We start from the raw sequence: 16,658 nt of genomic DNA, 5'->3' as shown, positions 1-16,658 counted from the left end.
CGCGCCGGCCGAGGGGCCCGCGCCCTAGTACGTGAGGCAGACGCACTCGGTCATGAGGGCGCGGACGTTGCGCACGTACTGGGGGTTGGGGATGGTGAGCGGCTCCCCCTCGCGGGCGACCGCGCCGTGCCCGTAGTTGTACGCGGCGATCACCGCGTTGAGCAGGCAGGAGTTCAGCTCGCTGGTGCACAGGGCGGCGTCCAGCCGGTAGTCGGCCTCGAAGTACATGTCGCCGATGTACTTCGTCAGCCAGGCCAGGTAGTTGGCGCCGAGGTAGGCGTTGTCCGCATAGTCGCGCACGTCGTAGCTCTGCCCGAACCGCTGGTTCATCCAGTCGGCCGTCGCGGGCATCACCTGCATCAGCCCGATGCCGCCGTCGCAGGCGATGATGTTCGACTGCCAGCCGCTCTCCTGCCAGGCGGTCGCCTTGACCAGGGCCAGCGGGATCCGGATGTCGGGAGCGGAGGTCGGCCAGTACGTCTTCGCCGCCGCGTCGCCCAGCGCCGCCTTGACCTGGGAGCGGGTGGCCTGGGTGCCCTCGTAGCGGGGCGTGCAGGAGGTCGGCGCCGGCTTCGGCGGTGGCGGCGGCACCTTCGTCTCGGTCGGCGGCTTCGCGACGGCGCGGGGGGCGGTGGCGCGGGTCGGCTTCGGCGTGGGCCGGGCGCTGGGCGACGCGCTGCGCCGGGGCGCGGCCCCCATCGACTCCCGCGCGGGCGGCGTCGCCGTCGCGGTGGTGACGTCCGCGTCAACGGCCGGTGCGGCGGTGGCCTCGGCCGTCGCACCGACCGGGGCCGCGATCTCCGGCGCGGCGGCCCGGTCGCGGGCGCATCCGGCGAGCCCGGCGGCCAGCAGCACCGCCGCGAGCGTCGCCGTGCCCGCACGGCGTACTCCCATGTCGACCCCTTCCCCGTGACCGTCGCACGGTAACAGGGATCGGCGGGCGGCCACCGCCCCGTGATCGACCGCGCCCCGTTACGCCGGCGCCTCGGTGGCCGACGGCGGGTCGGCGGTGGCCGGCACGTCCCCGGGCGGGTCCCCGCCGCCGGCGGGCGGGTCCGCGGCGGAGGGCGAGTGGTCGGTGGCCGGCGGCTCCACGCCGACCGCCCGGTCGCGGGTCACCCACGCCACCATGAACACCGCCGTCCAGGCCACCCCCAGCAGGACCCCGGTGACGGCGGTGCTGGCCGTGCTCAGGCCCAGGTAGAGCCGGGCGCCGACGACCACGACGACCCCGGCGGCGGTGACCGTCCACGCCGCGACCGCCACCGGCCACCGCGCCCCCCGGGAGAGCAGCCAGGCGAGAGTGCACAGGCTCGCGGTGACCACCGCGTCCTGCGTCGGGAACAGGACCGGCGGACCGGACTCGTCCGGCCGGGCCAGGTCGGCCGTCATCGCGAGCACCACCAGCGGCACGAACGCGCCGGCGGTGCCCAGCACGCTCAGCAGGTCGGCCTGCCAAGGGCGGTGCCGCCAGGCCAGCACCGCCGCCACCACCGCCACCACCGCGATCAGCACCGGCCCGCGCAGTACGGACACCGCCGCGAGCGTGACGTCGACGGCCTCCGGGGTGCGGCGGTCGGCGAACCAGTCGGCGATCGCGCCGTCGACGACCGACAGCCCGCTGTGCCGGATCACCACGCCGAGCGCCCAGGCGACGGCGAGCCCGGCCAGGAAGAGCAGCAGCAGGCCGGCGGCCAGGTTGAGCAGCAGCGTCCAGCCCGGCCCGATGTGCATGGCGAGCAGGAAGAACAGCACCCCGTACCGGCCGGTGAGCCAGCGCACCGGCGGCAGGGCACCCGCCCGGGCCAGCAGCGCCCGTACCGGGTCCGGGTTGCGGCCGAGCCAGCGCCCGGCCAGCAGCACCGCGATCATCGCACCCAGCAGCACCAGCACCGCTCCGGTCGCCCGGCCCAGCAGGTGCGACACCGTCTCGTACGACTCACCGGCCAGGTAGCCGGCGACCACCGAGCCACCCACCCAGGTCACCACACCGGCGAGGTTCCACGGCGCGAACCGCCGGTACGGCATGTTCGCGGCGCCGGCCAGCCGGGGCACCAGCGTGCGGGCGAACGCCACCCACCGGGCGGTGAACACGCCCCGCCCGCCCAACCTTCCCAGCATGGCGTCGGCCCGGCGCCAGCGCTGCGGACCCACCCGGGCACCGAAGCGGCTCGCGCGCAGCCTCGGCCCGTACCGGCGGCCCGCGCGGAAGGCGAGTGTGTCGCCGATCACCGCGGCGACCATCATCACCAGCAGCGTCGGGCCGATCCGTAACGTCCCCGCGTACGCTAGAAAGCCGACCAGCAGCAGGGTCGCCTCGCCCGGCACCAGCAGTCCGAAGATCACGGCGGTCTCCGCCGCGATGATCAGGGCGGCGACCAGGTAGATCAGCAGGGACGGCAGACCCTGCAGTGCGGTCAGCAGGTCGTGCACGTGGCCCCCATGAACACGAGGGTCAGCATGCCAGCCGCACGAACGGCTGGGACAGGAGTTTCGCCAGAGACCCGGGCCATCTGGGGGTTGACCCCGACGCGACCCGGGCAATCGCAGACAGGAGAGTATGGAGGGTATGCAGCTTCGCACCGACCTCCGCAACGTCGCCATCATCGCCCACGTCGACCACGGCAAGACGACCCTGGTCGACGCCATGTTGCGGCAGGCCGGCGCCTACGGCGCCCGCGGTGAGGTAACCGAGCGGGTCATGGACTCGATGGACCTCGAGCGGGAAAAGGGCATCACCATCCTCGCCAAGAACACCGGCGTGCGGTACCTGCCGGCCGACGGGTCCGAGCCGGTCACCATCAACATCATCGACACTCCCGGTCACGCCGACTTCGGCGGCGAGGTGGAGCGCGGCCTCACCATGGTCGACGGAGTGGTGCTGCTGGTCGACGCCAGCGAGGGCCCGCTGCCGCAGACCCGCTTCGTGCTCCGCAAGGCGCTCAAGGCCCGGATGCCGATCATCCTGGTGATCAACAAGGTGGACCGCCCCGACGCGCGGATCAAGGAGGTCGTGGACGACACGTACGAGCTCTTCCTCGACCTGGACGCCGACGAGGAGCAGATCGACTTCCCGATCGTCTACGCCTGCGCCCGCGACGGCATCGCCTCGCTGACCCAGCCCGCCGACGGCTCCGTCCCGCAGGACAGCCACAGCCTCGAGCCGCTGTTCCGCACCCTGCTCGACACGATCCCGCCGCCCGCCTACGACGAGCAGGCCCCGCTCCAGGCGCACGTCACCAACCTGGACGCCTCGCCGTTCCTCGGCCGCCTCGCGCTGTGCCGGGTCCGGCAGGGCACGATCGCCAAGGGCCAGACCGTGGCCTGGTGCCGCACCGACGGCAGCAGCCAGCGGGTCCGGATCTCCGAAATGCTGATGACCGAGGGCCTGGAGCGCAAGCCCGCCGACTCCGCCGGGCCGGGCGACATCATCGCCGTCGCGGGCATCCCCGAGATCATGATCGGCGAGACCCTCGCGGACGCGGAGAACCCGGTCGCGCTGCCGCTGATCACCGTCGACGAGCCGGCCATCTCGATGACCATCGGCACCAACACCTCGCCGCTGGTCGGCCGGGTCAAGGGCGCCAAGGTCACCGCCCGCATGGTCAAGGACCGGCTCGACAAGGAGCTGGTCGGCAACGTGTCGCTGCGGGTGCTGCCCACCGAGCGCCCCGACGCCTGGGAGGTGCAGGGCCGCGGCGAGCTGGCCCTGGCGATCCTGGTCGAGCAGATGCGCCGCGAGTCGTACGAGCTGACCGTCGGCAAGCCGCAGGTCGTCACCAAGGAGATCGACGGGAAGACCTGCGAGCCGGTGGAGCGGCTGACCATCGACGCCCCGGAGGAGTACCTGGGCGCGATCACCCAGCTCCTCGCCACCCGCAAGGGCCGGATGGAGCAGCTGGTCAACCACGGCACCGGCTGGATCCGCATGGAGTGGCTGGTCCCGGCGCGCGGCCTGATCGGCTTCCGCACCGAGTTCCTCACCGAGACCCGGGGCACCGGCATCCTGCACCACGTCTTCGAGTCGTACGAGCCGTGGTTCGGCGAGCTGCGGACCCGCAACAACGGTTCCCTGGTCGCCGACCGGGCGGGCGCCGTCACCGCGTTCGCGATGACCAACCTCCAGGAGCGGGGCCAGCTCTTCATCGAGCCGGGCACCGAGGTATACGAGGGCATGATCGTCGGGGAGAACTCCCGCTCCGACGACATGGACGTCAACATCACCAAGGAGAAGAAGCTCACCAACATGCGCTCGTCGACGGCGGACGAGACCGAGAAGCTGATCCCGCCGCGGAAGCTGTCGCTGGAGCAGGCCCTCGAGTTCTGCCGCGAGGACGAGTGCGTCGAGGTGACGCCGGCCGCGGTCCGCATCCGCAAGGTGGTGCTCGACCAGACGCAGCGCGGCCGGATGGCCGCCCGCCGCAAGCACGCCGGCTGAGTGCCGGCAGGGGCTCTTCACCACGCCCGGCGTGGTGAAGAGCCCCTGCTCACCCGCTACCCTCGGCGGGTGATCTTCGACGAGCTCGACGCCCACCTCGACCGGGTGCCGGGCACCGTGTCCGTGTACGTCGGCCGGCTCGACGCCGCCCCCACGTGGACCCGGCACCCGCAGGCGACCCACTACGCGGCGAGCACGATGAAGGTCGCCGTGCTGGTGGCGCTGCACCGTGCCGCCGAGGCCGGCCGCCTCGACCTCGACTCCCCCGTGCCGGTCCGCAACGAGTTCGACTCCGCGCTGCCCGGGGCAATCCGCTTCTCCTGCGCCCAGCACTACGACAACGACGACGCCGTCTGGGCCCGCGTCGGCGGGACCGCAACCCTGCGCTGGCTCGCCGAACGCATGATCGTCCGCTCCAGCAACCTCGCCACCAACCTGGTCGTCGACCACGTCGGCCTACCGGCCCTGGCCGACGTCTGGGCCCGCGCCGGAGCCCGGCACAGCGTCACCGGCCGCGGCATTGAGGACTTCGCCGCCCGTGACGCCGGCATCACCAACCTGGTCACCGCCGCCGACCTGGCCGCCCTCCTCGGCGGCCTGGCGCGCGGCGCCGCCCGGCCCGGCCCGCTCGCCGCGCCGGAGAGCTGCGTCGCCATGCTGGACACCCTCGCCGCGCAGGAGCATCGCGAGGACCTCGCCGCCGGCCTGCCCGAAGGCACCCGCATCGCGCTCAAGAACGGCTGGGTCCGCGGCGTCCGCCACGGCGCCGGCGTCGTCTATCCCGACGACGCGCCACCGTACGTCATCGTCGTCTGCACCACCACCGACCTCGCCGACGGCGGACCGGGCGGCGAGGAGGTCGAGGACGACGCCTGCCGGCTCATCGCCGACATCTCCACCGTCGTCTGGAACGCCCGGCACGAGCTGCGCGTCGCGGGATAGCGCGGGCCGGGCCGCCCGGCAGCCCGTCGCGGCGCCCGCACCGGTCACTCCAGCAGTCGCGCCCGCAACGCCGTGACCAGGTCGTCGTTCACCCCGAGCCCGTCCCGCAGGTACGCCCCGAACGACCCGTGCACCCGCCGCACCTCGTCGTACGCGGCGTCCAGGTACTCGTCGCGGACCTCCAGCACCGGGCGCACCGCGTCGACGTCCAGCTCCGGCTGCCGCCGGTGCATCGCGGTCACGATCACCTCGCGCAGACTCTCCGTCAGCGGGTTGTTGGCCAGGTAGTCGGCGCGGATCGCCGCCTCGTCCACCCCGAGCGCATGCAGCAGCACCACCGTCAGCCAGCCGGTGCGGTCCTTGCCGGCCGAGCAGTGGTAGAGCAGCGGCAGGTTGTCCGCCTCCGCCGCCAGCCGCACGGCCGTGCCGAACCCGACCCGCGCCGACTCCCCGGTCACGAACCACCGGTAGATCGCCGCCATCGCCGCCGGGGTGCCCTGCACGGCCAGCTCCGCGTACGCACCGAGGTCGTGGCCCAGCAGCACCGCCGACACGTACGTGAAGACCGGGTGCGCCGCGTCGTGCACCGGCAGGTGCACCACGCGCGGTTCCCCCGGCAGCCGGTCCGGCGGGGCGACCGCCTGCTCCGAGGCGTCCCGCAGATCCACCACGCAGGACGGCCCCAACTTCGCCAGCACCGGCAGGTCCTCGTCGGTCAACCGGCCCAGCGCCGGGGTGCGGATGAGCACCCCGGGGCGTACGCGCCGCCCGTCCGCCCCGACCAGTCCGCCGAGGTCACGCGCATTCGGCGCGCCCACCAGGTCCCATTCCCGTCCCCTCATGCCGCCACGAGGCACCGGTGGGCTGTGCGTGATGATTCGCTCGCTCCGCTCGCTCATGCGGCCTCCCCATCGCCTGCCCTTCCCCCTATAGGGTGCCCGACATGACGATCACGGCGGTACGCACCCACCGGCTTTCCGCGCCCCTGCACACCCCGTTCGTCACCGCGCTGCGCCGCACCACCACCGTCGACACCCTCATCGTGGAGGTCGTCGACGCCGACGGGCGCCGCGGTTTCGGCGAGGCGCCGCAGGTGTGGCAGGTGACCGGGGCATCGATGGCCGGCTCCGAGGCGTGCGTCCGCGAGGTGCTCGGCCCGCTGCTCACCGGCCGGGACCCGGACGACCTGGTGGCCCGCTGCACCGAGGTGGGTAAGGCGATCGCCGGCAACGAGGCCGCGAAGGGCGCCGTCGACGTGGCCCTGCACGACCTGGCCGCCCGGCGGCTCGGCGTACCGCTGGTGCGCCTGCTCGGGGGTACGGCCCTGCGCGTCCCGACGGACGTCACGCTGGCCGCCGGCGACGCGGTGGACCTCGCGGCCGCCGCCCGGACGCGGCAGGCGGAGGGCTTCGGCGTGCTCAAGCTCAAGGTCGGTACGGACGCGGCCGGCGACCTGGAACGGGTCCGCGCGGTCCGCTCCGCGGTCGGCACGCGGGTCCGCATCCGGCTCGACGCCAACCAGGGCTGGACGCCCCGCGAGGCCGTCCGGGTGATCCGGGGCATCGAGGACGCCGGCCTGGACGTCGAGCTGGTGGAGCAGCCGGTGCCCCGGTGGGACCTGGACGGGCTGGCGTGGGTCAGCGACCGGGTGTCCACGCCGATCCTCGCCGACGAGGCCGTCTTCGGCGTCCGCGACCTGGTCGAGGTGATCCGCCGGCGCGCCGCCGACCTGGTCAACGTCAAGCTCGCCAAGTGCGGCGGCCTGCACCCGGCCCGCACCCTGCTCGACCTGGCCGCCGCGCACGGCATGGGCACGGTGGTCGGCTCGATGATGGAGAGCCAGGTCGGCATCGGCGCGGCGGCCAGCCTGGTCGCGGCGTACGGCACGACCGCCGTCCCGGACCTGGACGCCGCGTGGTGGCTGGCGTGGTCGCCGGTGCGCGGCGGTCCCCGGTACGACGGCGCGTCCGTGGTCCTGCCCGACGCCCCGGGCCTCGGGATCGACGCACTGGCTGAAGTAAAGGTTCAGGACCGCGGTTGATCCCTGGCGGAAAGTTTCATAGGGTCGCGACAGCGGGCGGCGTGAGCTGGGGGTGGACCGTGGAGCTGCAAGCGGGCCGCGAGGCCGTCGTCCGGGTCGGCGTCGCCACCCTGTGGGCCGCACCCGAGGCGGTACGCGCGGTCGACTGCCCCGCCCTCGCCCCGCGCACCGACCTCGCCGCCTGGATCGCCGGCATGGACGCCGACCAGCAGGTCGGCGACTGCGTGCTCAGCCAGCTCCTGCTCGGCGAGCGGGTGCTGGTGACCGAGCTGCGCCCCGACGGCTGGGCGCACGTCGTCGCCGTCGAGCAGCCCGCCAAGCTGGACCCGCGCGGCTACCCCGGCTGGCTCCCGGCCGGCCAGCTCGCCCCGGCGACCGCGCTCCCCGACACCGATCCGCTCGTCGTGGACGCCACCGTCACCGCCCTGCACGCCACGCCCGACGGCCCGGTACGGCTGCCCGGCGTCGTCCTCGGCAGCCGGCTGGCCGCCGCCGGCCCGGTCGTGGACGGCTGGCGCCCGGTGCACGCCCCGGGCCACGACGCACCCCTGTGGATCCCCGCCCGGCACACCGCCGCCGTGCCGGCCGCCGCCCCCACGGCCGAGGAGGTGCTCGCGGTCGCCCGCCGCCTGCTCGATGTCGTGTACGTCTGGGGCGGCGTCTCCACGTACGGCATCGACTGCTCCGGGCTGGTCCACCTGGCCTGGCGGCGCTTCGGCGTACGGCTGCCGCGCGACGCGGACGACCAGGCCACCGCCACCACGCCCCTGCCGCCCGGCAGCGAACGCCCCGGCGACCTCTACTTCTTCGCCCGCCCCGGACGGGGCATCCACCACATCGGCATCGTCACCGCCGACCCGCGCCCCGGCGACGACCGCCGGATGCTGCACGCCTGCTACCGGCAGCGCCGAGTCCTCGAGGAGCGGCTGCCCGAAGACCGCACCGCCACCCTGGTCGGCGCCCACCGGGTCTGACCCCGTACGAACGACGGCGGGGGCGCCCCCACCGGAGCGCCCCCGCCGTCACCCGCCGTCTCAGCCGCGGGCCTTGACCAGCTCCCGGCGGCGGTCCCGGGACGACTTCACCAGGCTCGCCACGGTGGCCGCCAGCAGGGTGCCCAGGATGACCGTCAGCGACAGCCAGATCGGGATGTGCGGGGCCCAGGCGACGTGCTCGCCGCCGTTGATGAACGGCAGGTTGTTGTCCGCGAGGGCCTCCAGCACCAGCTTCACGCCGATGAAGCCGAGCACCACCGCGAGACCGTAGCTGAGGTAGATCAGCCGGTCCAGCAGACCGCCGAGCAGGAAGTAGAGCTGCCGCAGGCCCATCAGCGCGAACACGTTCGCGGTGAACACCAGGTACGGCTCCTGGGTGATACCGAAGATCGCCGGGATCGAGTCGAGCGCGAAGATCAGGTCGGTCGTGCCGATCGCGATCATCACGATCAGCATCGGCGTGAACAGCCGCCGGCCGTTCACGTGCGTGGTGAGCTTCGCGCCGTCGTAGTCCCGCGAGATCGGCAGCGCCCTGCGGCTCCACCGGATCAGGATGTTCTCGGTGAACTCGTCCTCGTCCGGCTCGCCCTGCCGGGCCAGGTTGATCGCCGTGTAGATGAGGAAGGCGCCGAAGATGTAGAAGACCCAGGAGAACTGGGAGATCAGCGCCGCGCCGGCGGCGATGAAGCCACCCCGCATGACCAGGGCGAGCACGATGCCGACCAGCAGCACCTTCTGCTGGTACTGCCGGGGCACGCCGAAGCGGGCCATGATGATCACGAAGACGAAGAGGTTGTCCACCGAGAGGCTGTACTCGGTCAGCCAGCCCGTGTAGAACTGCCCCGCCGCGCTCGGCCCAGAGGCGAGCCAGACACCCACGCCGAAGATCAGAGCCAGGGCGACGTAGAAGCCGACCCACATGCTCGACTCCCGCACGCTGGGCTCGTGGGGGCGCCGACCGATGATCAAAAGGTCGACGAGCAGGATCGCGGTCAGGGCAACGAGCGTCCCCGCCCACACCACTCCGGACACGTCCAAGGTTCATTCCTCCGGCAGACACGCAACGTCCGGCACACCGTACGCCCTTACCGAGCGTGGTGAGCCGGCGACGCTGACTCTGGTGACTGTCGGAGGTCTCTTCCGCCGCCGCCCTGGCTGGGTCGGCGACCGACGGGGCCGGGTCGCGCCACCGGGGGCCGGCGGTCGACCGTGCTGACGACTCCGTCGCAGGGGAATACTCCCCTCCTCACCCGCCATTCTGACCCACTGCGGGCAGTGACCGCACCTTGGGCGGTCGGTGTCCCTCCCCACGCCTTCGAACGGGAATAGCCGGAGCCACACCGCCTACGGCTTCCTAGGAGGCTAGCCCTGAGGCCCGGCCTCGTCGGCGAGCGCGCGGGCTCCGGGAGCAGGCTGCTACCGCCCGGGCCGGGTCCTCGGGAGCGCGGGGAGCAGCGGGTCGGCCAGGTCCCAGCCGGCCGCTAACAGGTCGGTGCAGGCGACGACCGCCGCCGCCAACCGCCGCTCGTGCGGGCCGGCCAGCTCGACCACCGGCACCCCGCAGCCGGCCAGCTCGGCCCGGAACCGGTCGGTCATCCACGCCCGCAGGTGCTCCCCGTCGCGCAGGCCGTCGTCGTCGAAGGGCACCCCGACGTGGTCCGTGAGCAGGTACAGCGCCGGGCGGCGGGCCGCGGCCCGCACCTCCGCGGAGGTGGAGCCGAGGTACCGCTCCTCCCACACCGCGGTGGCCCGCGCGTCGGTGTCGCAGAACAGCAGCGGCCCCGACGACCGCGCCGCCGCGTCCTCGGCAACCTGCTGCTCCCGTACCACCTCGACGAAGTCGTCCCGGTCCCACGTCACGTCGAAGACCGTCGCCGCGGGTCGGTCCCGGCGCAGCCGCGCGAGCTTGCGCGCGGTCAGCTCCCGGCCGTACTCCGGCACCCACCCGGTGCCGAAGTGCGCGGCGAGCGCGGCGGCCATCGTGGTCGTCCCCGTCGACTCCGCGCCCACCACGACGACCCGCTTGACGAACCACGCCCGCACCGCCGGGTGGAGCCGGTCCCAGTGCCCCGCCGGGTCCGCGCGCACGGCGGTGCCGGAGACCGGCACGGACCGCCGGCCCGGATCGACACTGACGGGTACGGCGTCGAACCGCCGCGCCAGCTCCGCGCCGTACGCCTCCGAGGAGAAGACCGCGTCCACCCGGTCCCCGCCCAGCGCGGCACGGAACACCGCGCAGTGCAGGTCCCAGACCGCCGGATCGGCGTAGTCGACCGGATGGTCGTCGTACGTCCCGACGAAGCGGACCCAGGGCGTGTCCGCGTGCGCCTCGCGGAACCAGGCCAGCCGAAGGTCGAGCGGGATCGACTCGCGGCGCGACGGCGCCACCACCACCGTGACGGCGGCGCAGCGGGCGGCGGCGGCGGCGATCAGCGCGTGGTGCCCGGCGTGCGGCGGGTAGAACTTGCCGACCACCAGGCCGTGCCCGAACTCGGTCCCGCGGCGCCCCGCCTCGCGGCGCTCGGCCGCACCGGCCGCCTCGCGACGCTGTGCCGCACCGGCCGCCTCGGGGCGCACCGCCTCGCCGGCGGTCACGCGGCGACCGGGGCCGGGCCGGGCGGCACCGGCGTCGCGGTGGCGCCGCGCCGCAGGTCGGCCCACCACTCGCGCAGCCCCAGCACGCACAGCCCCAGGAAGATCACGTAGAGCGCGGCGGTCAGGTACAGGCCCTTGTAGGCGTAGAGCGGGATGTAGATCAGGTCGGCGGCGATCCACAGCCACCAGCTCTCCACCCGCTTGCGGGTCTGGCCGTACGTCGCCAGCAACGACAGCGCCGTGGTCAGCGCGTCCGGCAGCGGCACCGTCGAGTCGGTGGCCCGGTCCAGCAGCAGCCAGATCGCGGCGGTCAGCGCCGCCCCGACGGCGGCGAGGGCCCACCACTCGCCGCGGCCCGTCCGGCTCACCGTGAGGCGGGTCCGCCGCTCGCCACCGAAGAGCCAGGCCCACCACCCGTACAGGCCGAGGCCGACGTAGACGACCTGGAGAGCGGCGTCAGCGTACAGGCCGGCGGTCCAGAAGAGGAGCATCAGCAGCAGCACGTTCGCGATGCCGAGCGGCCAGTTCGCGATCCGCTGGCGGGCCACCAGCCAGACGGTGAGCACCCCGGTGGCGAAACCCAACAGCTCCGCCCAGGTGGTCGGCGTGCCCGCCGCCGTGAACGCCGCGTCGGTGAGCCAGTCGATCATGCCTCTCCCCTCTCCCGCGCGATCACCCTAGAGAGCCGTCCACCCGACGGGAAGGCACCCCTGCCGCGAACGCCACGCCGGCCGCCGTGCGAGGCTGCGCACATGGTGCTTGAGGTCGCGCTGATCGACGTGCTGCCGGGACACGAGGACGAGTTCGCCGCCGCGTACGCGAAGGGGCATCCGGTGCTCGCCGGCACGCCGGGCTGCCGGTCGGTGCGGATGACCCGGGGCGTGGAGTCGCCGTCGCGGTTCGTGCTGCTGGTCGAGTGGGACTCGGTCGAGGCGCACGCCGAGAACTTCCGGAACAGCGAGCGGTTCACCCGGTGGCGCGAGCTGATCGGCCCGCACTTCGCCAACCCGCCGCTGGTCGAGCACTTCGTCGACGTGGCCGCCTGAGACTGTCGTACCCGCCGGCTATCGTGCTGTCCGCACGCGCCGGTCGCCGGTCCCGACGGGCTCGGGGGCGCCGGGCCCGGTCGACCGCGCCGTGCCGCCGTCGATCCGTCGACGGCCACCGCGTCAGTCGGCGAGCCGCCGGCCCAGCGCCGCGACCGTCTCCTCCGGTGTCAGCGCGGCCTCCAGCAGCCACCCGGTGAGCCGCTCGTACCGGTCCACGTCCACCGGGGCGACCAGCCGGACGTCTGTGGTCAGCGCCTCCAGCATCACGGTGCGGGGGTCGGCCGGGTCCGGGAACGAGTAGCAGGAGTACGGCGTGAGCGGCTGCACCCCGCCGTGCAGGGCCCGGTCACGGGGCAGCAGGCGGATCGTCACGTTCGCCAGCTCGGCCAGGTCGACGAGGTGTCGGAGCTGCTCGCGCCACACCTCGGGCGGCATGTCGCCGAAGTCGCACACCGCCTCGGCGAGGAGCGCGGTGTAGCGGGGCGGATCCTCCCGCCGCAGCACGTCGTGCCGGATCAGCCGGGCCCGGAGGTCCCCCTCGACATCCACGGTCGGGTCCACCAGATGGCCGGCGGTGATCCGCAGCCGCGCGTACGCCGGGGTCTGGAGCAGCCCGGGCACGACGGCGGGCTGCCAGTCCACGATGCTCGCCGCACCGGCCTCCAGCTCCGCGTACGTGCGCTGCCGCTCCCCCATCTCCCCCAACGCGCGCCACCAGCCCCGGCTGGTCGCGGCGTCCCGGGCGATGACGATGAGCGCGTCCCGCTGGGCCGGGGGCACCTGGTAGACGTCGAGCAGGTCCAGCACGTCGGCGAGGTCCGGGCGGCTCTGCCCGAGCTCGATGCGGGACAGCTTGGAGGTGGAGGCCCAGCCGAGCCGTTCGCAGACCTGCTCCAGGGTGAGTGCCTCCCGTCGGCGCAGTTGACGCAGCTCGGCACCGAGTCGCGCACGTCGGATGACCGGACTTGTTGGCAACGGCATTCCCGCCTCCCCACCGAGGGAGAGTACGCAGCACGATCACCCAGCGCAATAGAACGCTCGCGGAAAGCGACGATCCAAGGTGTGGCGACCCGGACCCCGGCCACCCCCGTCGGCCGGCGGGGTCGTCCGCCGTTCACGGGCGGTACGTGCCGAAGGACCAGACGCGGCCGGCCGGGTCCCGGGCGGCGTAGTCGCGCGAGCCGTAGTCGGTGTCGAAGGGGGCGCGCACGATCTCGGCGCCGGCGGCCCGGGCCCGTTCGTGGTGGACGTCCAGATCGTCCACCGCGACGTAGACCGCGTAGTCGTCGTCGGCCGGGCGGCTCTGCGCGCCCCGCCCGGTGCCCACCATGATCATCCCGTCATCGAAGATCAGCTCGGCGTGCGCGACGGAGCCGTCCGGCCCCTCGTGCACCTCGTGCACCCGGAAGCCGAACGCCCGGCACAGCCATTCCATGGCGGCGTGGGCGTCGGGGTAGCGGAAGGTCGGGTAGATGCTTCTCATGCGTCGATCCTGCCGCCGGACCGGTCAGGCCGGATTGGACGAATGTGATCCGGCCAGAGCGGCCGGGGTGGTGCCGGTGAACTGGCGGAAGTCCCGGATCAGGTGCGACTGGTCGTAGTATCCGCAGCGCGCCGCCACCTCGGCCCACCCGCCGCACTCCCCCGGCGGGACCGCCCCGCCGGGCGTCGGCGGGGACACCAGGTCCCGCGACACGGTCGCGTACGCGCGCTGGAACCGCAGCAGCCGGCCGGCTGTCTTCGGCGCCACGCCGATCTCCTGCCGGAAGCGGACCGCCAGGTGCCGGCGGCTCCAGCCCAGCTCGTCGGCCAGCTCGGCGACACCGATCCCGCCGGCGGTGCCGGCCAGCCGCCGCCAGGCCCGCCCCAGCCGGGGGTCGACCGGCGCGGTGGCCGCCAGCCGGGTGGCCACCGCCGCGTCGAGCAGGGCGAACCGGCGGGACCAGCGGGTCTCGGCGGCCAGCCGGTCGCCGAGCCGGGCCAGCCACGGGTCGGGGAACCGGTCGAGTGCGACCGCCCGGTTGGTCAGCTCACCCAGCGGCAGACCGACGAGCCGGCGGGCGGCCAACGGGGTGAGGATCAGCTCCACGCCGGCTCCGACGCCCTGCGTCGTGGTCGTGCACCACCCGTCGTACGGGCCGGCGACGAACGAGGTCACGCCGACGGCGCCGTGCGCGGCCGCCCGCGGGTCGACGACGTCCAGCGGGGCGCCCCACCCCAGGATGAGCACGACGAACGCGCCGGCCGCCTGGTGGCGCACCAGCGGGAGCGGCGCGGTCTCCCGGTAGCCGAGGTAATGGTCGACGAACGGACGCAGCCGCGCCTCGGGCCTGCCGACCACCACCTCGTCCATGGTCATGCCCGGGCCGTCACTTCACCCCGGCGGCGTCCATGCCCCGCAGCTCCTTCTTCAGCTCGGAGATCTCGTCGCGGATCCGGGCCGCCAGCTCGAACTGCAGCTCCCGCGCGGCGGCGAGCATCTGGTCGTTGAGCTCCTGGATCAGCTCCGCGAGCTCCGCCCGGGCCATCCCCTCCCGGGCGGGGCCGGCGGCACGACCCCGGCTGCGGGTCTCCTTGACCGGCGCCTTGCCCCGGGAGAGCTGCCGCACCGCCCCGCCGACCCGCGTGTCGGTGTCCTCCGCCTCGCGGTAGATGTCGTCGAGGATGTCGTGGATCTTCTTGCGCAATGGCTCCGGGCTGATGCCGTGCGCCTCGTTGTGCGCGGTCTGCTTGGCCCGCCGCCGGTTGGTCTCCTCGATCGCCGCCGCCATCGACGGGGTGATCTTGTCCGCGTACATGTGCACCTGGCCGGAGACGTTCCGCGCCGCGCGGCCGATCGTCTGGATCAGCGACCGGCCGCTGCGGAGGAAGCCCTCCTTGTCCGCGTCGAGGATGGCGACCAGCGACACCTCGGGCAGGTCGAGGCCCTCGCGCAGCAGGTTGATGCCGACCAGCACGTCGTAGTCGCCCTTGCGCAGCTCGCGCAGCAGCTCCACCCGGCGCAGCGTGTCCACCTCGGAGTGCAGGTACCGCACGCGGATGCCGTTCTCCAGGAGGTAGTCCGACAGGTCCTCGGCCATCTTCTTGGTCAGCGTGGTGACCAGCACCCGCTCGTCCCGCTCGGTGCGCAGCTTGATCTCGTGCATGAGGTCGTCGATCTGGCCCTTGGTCGGCTTGACCACGACCTCCGGGTCGACCAGGCCGGTCGGGCGGATCACCTGCTCCACGTACTCGCCCTGGGCCTGCTCCTGCTCCCACGGGCCGGGGGTGGCCGACAGGAACACCATCTGCCCGACCCGCTCCAGGAACTCGTCGAAGCGCAGCGGCCGGTTGTCGGCGGCGCTGGGCAGCCGGAAGCCGTGGTCGATGAGCATGCGCTTACGGGAGGCGTCGCCCTCGTACATGCCGCCGATCTGCGGGATCGTCACGTGCGACTCGTCGATGACGGTGAGGAAGTCGTCGGGGAAGTAGTCGAGCAGACAGTGCGGCGGGCTGCCGGGCAGCCGGCCGTCGATGTGCATCGAGTAGTTCTCGATGCCGGAGCAGAAGCCGACCTGCCGCATCATCTCGATGTCGTACGTGGTGCGCATCCGCAGCCGCTGAGCCTCCAGTAGCTTGCCCTGCCGCTCCAGCTCGGCCAGGCGCTCGCCCAGCTCGGTCTCGATGTCGCGGATCGCCCGCTCCATCCGCTCCGGGCCGGCCGCGTAGTGCGTCGCCGGGAAGATCAGCAGGTGGTCGACCTCGCGGACCACGTCGCCGGTGAGCGGATTGAGGTAGTAGAGCTTCTCCACCTCGTCGCCGAACAGCTCGATCCGGACCGCGAGCTCCTCGTACGCCGGGATGATCTCCAGGGTGTCGCCGCGGACCCGGAACGTGCCCCGCTGGAAGGCCATGTCGTTGCGCGTGTACTGGATGTCGACGAGGCGCCGCAGCAACTGGTCGCGGTCCAGCTCCTGGCCGACGGCGACCCGGACGGCGCGGTCCAGGTATTCCTCCGGGGTGCCCAGGCCGTAGATCGCCGAGACGGTGGCGACCACCACCACGTCGCGGCGGGTCAGCAGCGACATCGTCGCCGAGTGCCGCAGCCGCTCGACCTCCTCGTTGATCGAGGAGTCCTTCTCGATGTACGTGTCGGTCTGCGGAATGTACGCCTCGGGCTGGTAGTAGTCGTAGTAGGAGACGAAGTACTCCACCGCGTTGTGCGGCAGCAGCTCGCTGAACTCCTTCGCCAGCTGGGCGCAGAGCGTCTTGTTGGGGGCCAGCACCAGCGTCGGGCGCTGCAACCGCTCGATGAGCCACGCCGTGGTGGCGCTCTTGCCGGTGCCGGTCGCGCCGAGCAGCACCGTGTTGCGGTCGCCGCGCCGGACCCGCCGCTCCAGATCGTCGATCGCGGCGGGCTGGTCACCGGCCGGCTGGAACTCGCTGACGACCTGGAAGCGGCCGTCGAGCCGGGGAATGTCGAGCGCCATGACCCCACCGTACGCCCGGGGTCCGACACTCCGGGCCGACTACCGACGGTCCGTGATCGGCTTCGATATCCCCATTGTGTGCCCCATCCCACAGGACTACGCTTTTCACGTAGGCCGCTCGCGGCGGCC

15 protein-coding genes are annotated in these 16,658 nt (G+C 73.2%); 5 read left to right on the top strand and 10 right to left on the bottom strand.

Features of this window, described 5'->3' with window-relative positions; genetic code table 11:
• Positions 1-24: 24 nt before the first annotated feature.
• The gene (locus tag ACTMS0_RS08200; protein WP_441154492.1) at positions 25-894 is read right to left on the bottom strand and encodes a lytic transglycosylase domain-containing protein; all 870 of its coding nucleotides are present in this window, start codon (positions 892-894) and stop codon (positions 25-27) included.
• 78 nt (positions 895-972) lie between these two features.
• Entirely contained in the window at positions 973-2,433 is a 1,461-nt protein-coding gene (locus ACTMS0_RS08195; protein ID WP_441154491.1) for a DedA family protein, read from the bottom strand.
• A gap of 136 nt (positions 2,434-2,569) precedes the next feature.
• Between ACTMS0_RS08195 and typA the strand changes: the two genes are divergently transcribed.
• Entirely contained in the window at positions 2,570-4,438 is a 1,869-nt protein-coding gene (gene typA / locus ACTMS0_RS08190; protein WP_441154490.1) for a translational GTPase TypA, read from the top strand.
• Positions 4,439-4,507: 69 nt separating this feature from the next.
• Entirely contained in the window at positions 4,508-5,380 is an 873-nt protein-coding gene (locus ACTMS0_RS08185; protein ID WP_441154489.1) for a serine hydrolase, read from the top strand.
• A gap of 44 nt (positions 5,381-5,424) precedes the next feature.
• On the opposite strand, the gene ACTMS0_RS08180 is transcribed toward ACTMS0_RS08185, so the two are convergent.
• The gene (locus ACTMS0_RS08180) at positions 5,425-6,222 is read right to left on the bottom strand and encodes a tyrosine-protein phosphatase (RefSeq protein WP_441154689.1); all 798 of its coding nucleotides are present in this window, start codon (positions 6,220-6,222) and stop codon (positions 5,425-5,427) included.
• A 101-nt stretch (positions 6,223-6,323) separates the two neighbouring features.
• Here ACTMS0_RS08180 and ACTMS0_RS08175 point away from each other — a divergent pair, with 101 nt between their 5' ends.
• Positions 6,324-7,421 carry a mandelate racemase/muconate lactonizing enzyme family protein gene (locus ACTMS0_RS08175; protein ID WP_441154488.1) on the top strand — a complete coding sequence of 366 codons (1,098 nt, stop codon included), beginning with the start codon at positions 6,324-6,326 and terminating at the stop codon, positions 7,419-7,421.
• A 59-nt stretch (positions 7,422-7,480) separates the two neighbouring features.
• A complete protein-coding gene (locus tag ACTMS0_RS08170) occupies positions 7,481-8,395 on the top strand; it encodes a C40 family peptidase (RefSeq protein WP_441154487.1) in 915 nt (304 codons plus the stop codon).
• Positions 8,396-8,455: 60 nt separating this feature from the next.
• Here the strand turns inward: ACTMS0_RS08170 and ACTMS0_RS08165 are convergent, their stop codons facing one another.
• From ACTMS0_RS08165 to pnuC, 3 genes are all read right to left on the bottom strand, one after another.
• On the bottom strand, positions 8,456-9,454 hold the full coding sequence (locus ACTMS0_RS08165; protein ID WP_441154486.1) for a TerC family protein: 999 nt from the start codon (positions 9,452-9,454) through the stop codon (positions 8,456-8,458).
• Positions 9,455-9,832: 378 nt separating this feature from the next.
• Positions 9,833-11,011 (bottom strand): AAA family ATPase, encoded by a 1,179-nt coding sequence (locus ACTMS0_RS08160; protein ID WP_441154485.1) that lies wholly within the window; start codon positions 11,009-11,011, stop codon positions 9,833-9,835.
• Positions 11,008-11,661 (bottom strand): nicotinamide riboside transporter PnuC, encoded by a 654-nt coding sequence (pnuC, locus tag ACTMS0_RS08155; RefSeq protein WP_441154484.1) that lies wholly within the window; start codon positions 11,659-11,661, stop codon positions 11,008-11,010. Before pnuC ends, ACTMS0_RS08160 begins: the two co-directional genes overlap by 4 nt.
• A 102-nt stretch (positions 11,662-11,763) precedes the next feature.
• On the opposite strand from pnuC, the gene ACTMS0_RS08150 reads away from it, so the two are divergent.
• Positions 11,764-12,057: an antibiotic biosynthesis monooxygenase family protein gene (locus ACTMS0_RS08150; protein WP_441154483.1), complete on the top strand. Its 294-nt coding sequence runs from the start codon at positions 11,764-11,766 to the stop codon at positions 12,055-12,057.
• Between the two features lie 123 nt (positions 12,058-12,180).
• Here ACTMS0_RS08150 and ACTMS0_RS08145 read toward each other — a convergent pair whose 3' ends face one another.
• The 4 genes from ACTMS0_RS08145 to uvrB form a co-directional block, all read right to left on the bottom strand.
• Entirely contained in the window at positions 12,181-13,041 is an 861-nt protein-coding gene (locus ACTMS0_RS08145) for a helix-turn-helix domain-containing protein (protein WP_441154482.1), read from the bottom strand.
• Positions 13,042-13,174: 133 nt separating this feature from the next.
• Entirely contained in the window at positions 13,175-13,543 is a 369-nt protein-coding gene (locus tag ACTMS0_RS08140; protein WP_441154481.1) for a VOC family protein, read from the bottom strand.
• A gap of 24 nt (positions 13,544-13,567) precedes the next feature.
• On the bottom strand, positions 13,568-14,419 hold the full coding sequence (locus tag ACTMS0_RS08135; protein WP_441154480.1) for a helix-turn-helix domain-containing protein: 852 nt from the start codon (positions 14,417-14,419) through the stop codon (positions 13,568-13,570).
• Between the two features lie 10 nt (positions 14,420-14,429).
• The gene (gene uvrB / locus ACTMS0_RS08130; protein ID WP_441154479.1) at positions 14,430-16,529 is read right to left on the bottom strand and encodes an excinuclease ABC subunit UvrB; all 2,100 of its coding nucleotides are present in this window, start codon (positions 16,527-16,529) and stop codon (positions 14,430-14,432) included.
• Between the last annotated feature and the right edge of the window lie 129 nt (positions 16,530-16,658).

This window comes from Micromonospora sp. H33 (assembly GCF_052068455.1).
Lineage (GTDB): Bacteria > Actinomycetota > Actinomycetes > Mycobacteriales > Micromonosporaceae > Micromonospora.
The sequence above is the reverse complement of the archived record's forward strand: the minus strand, read 5'-3'. Positions and strand labels throughout refer to the sequence as shown.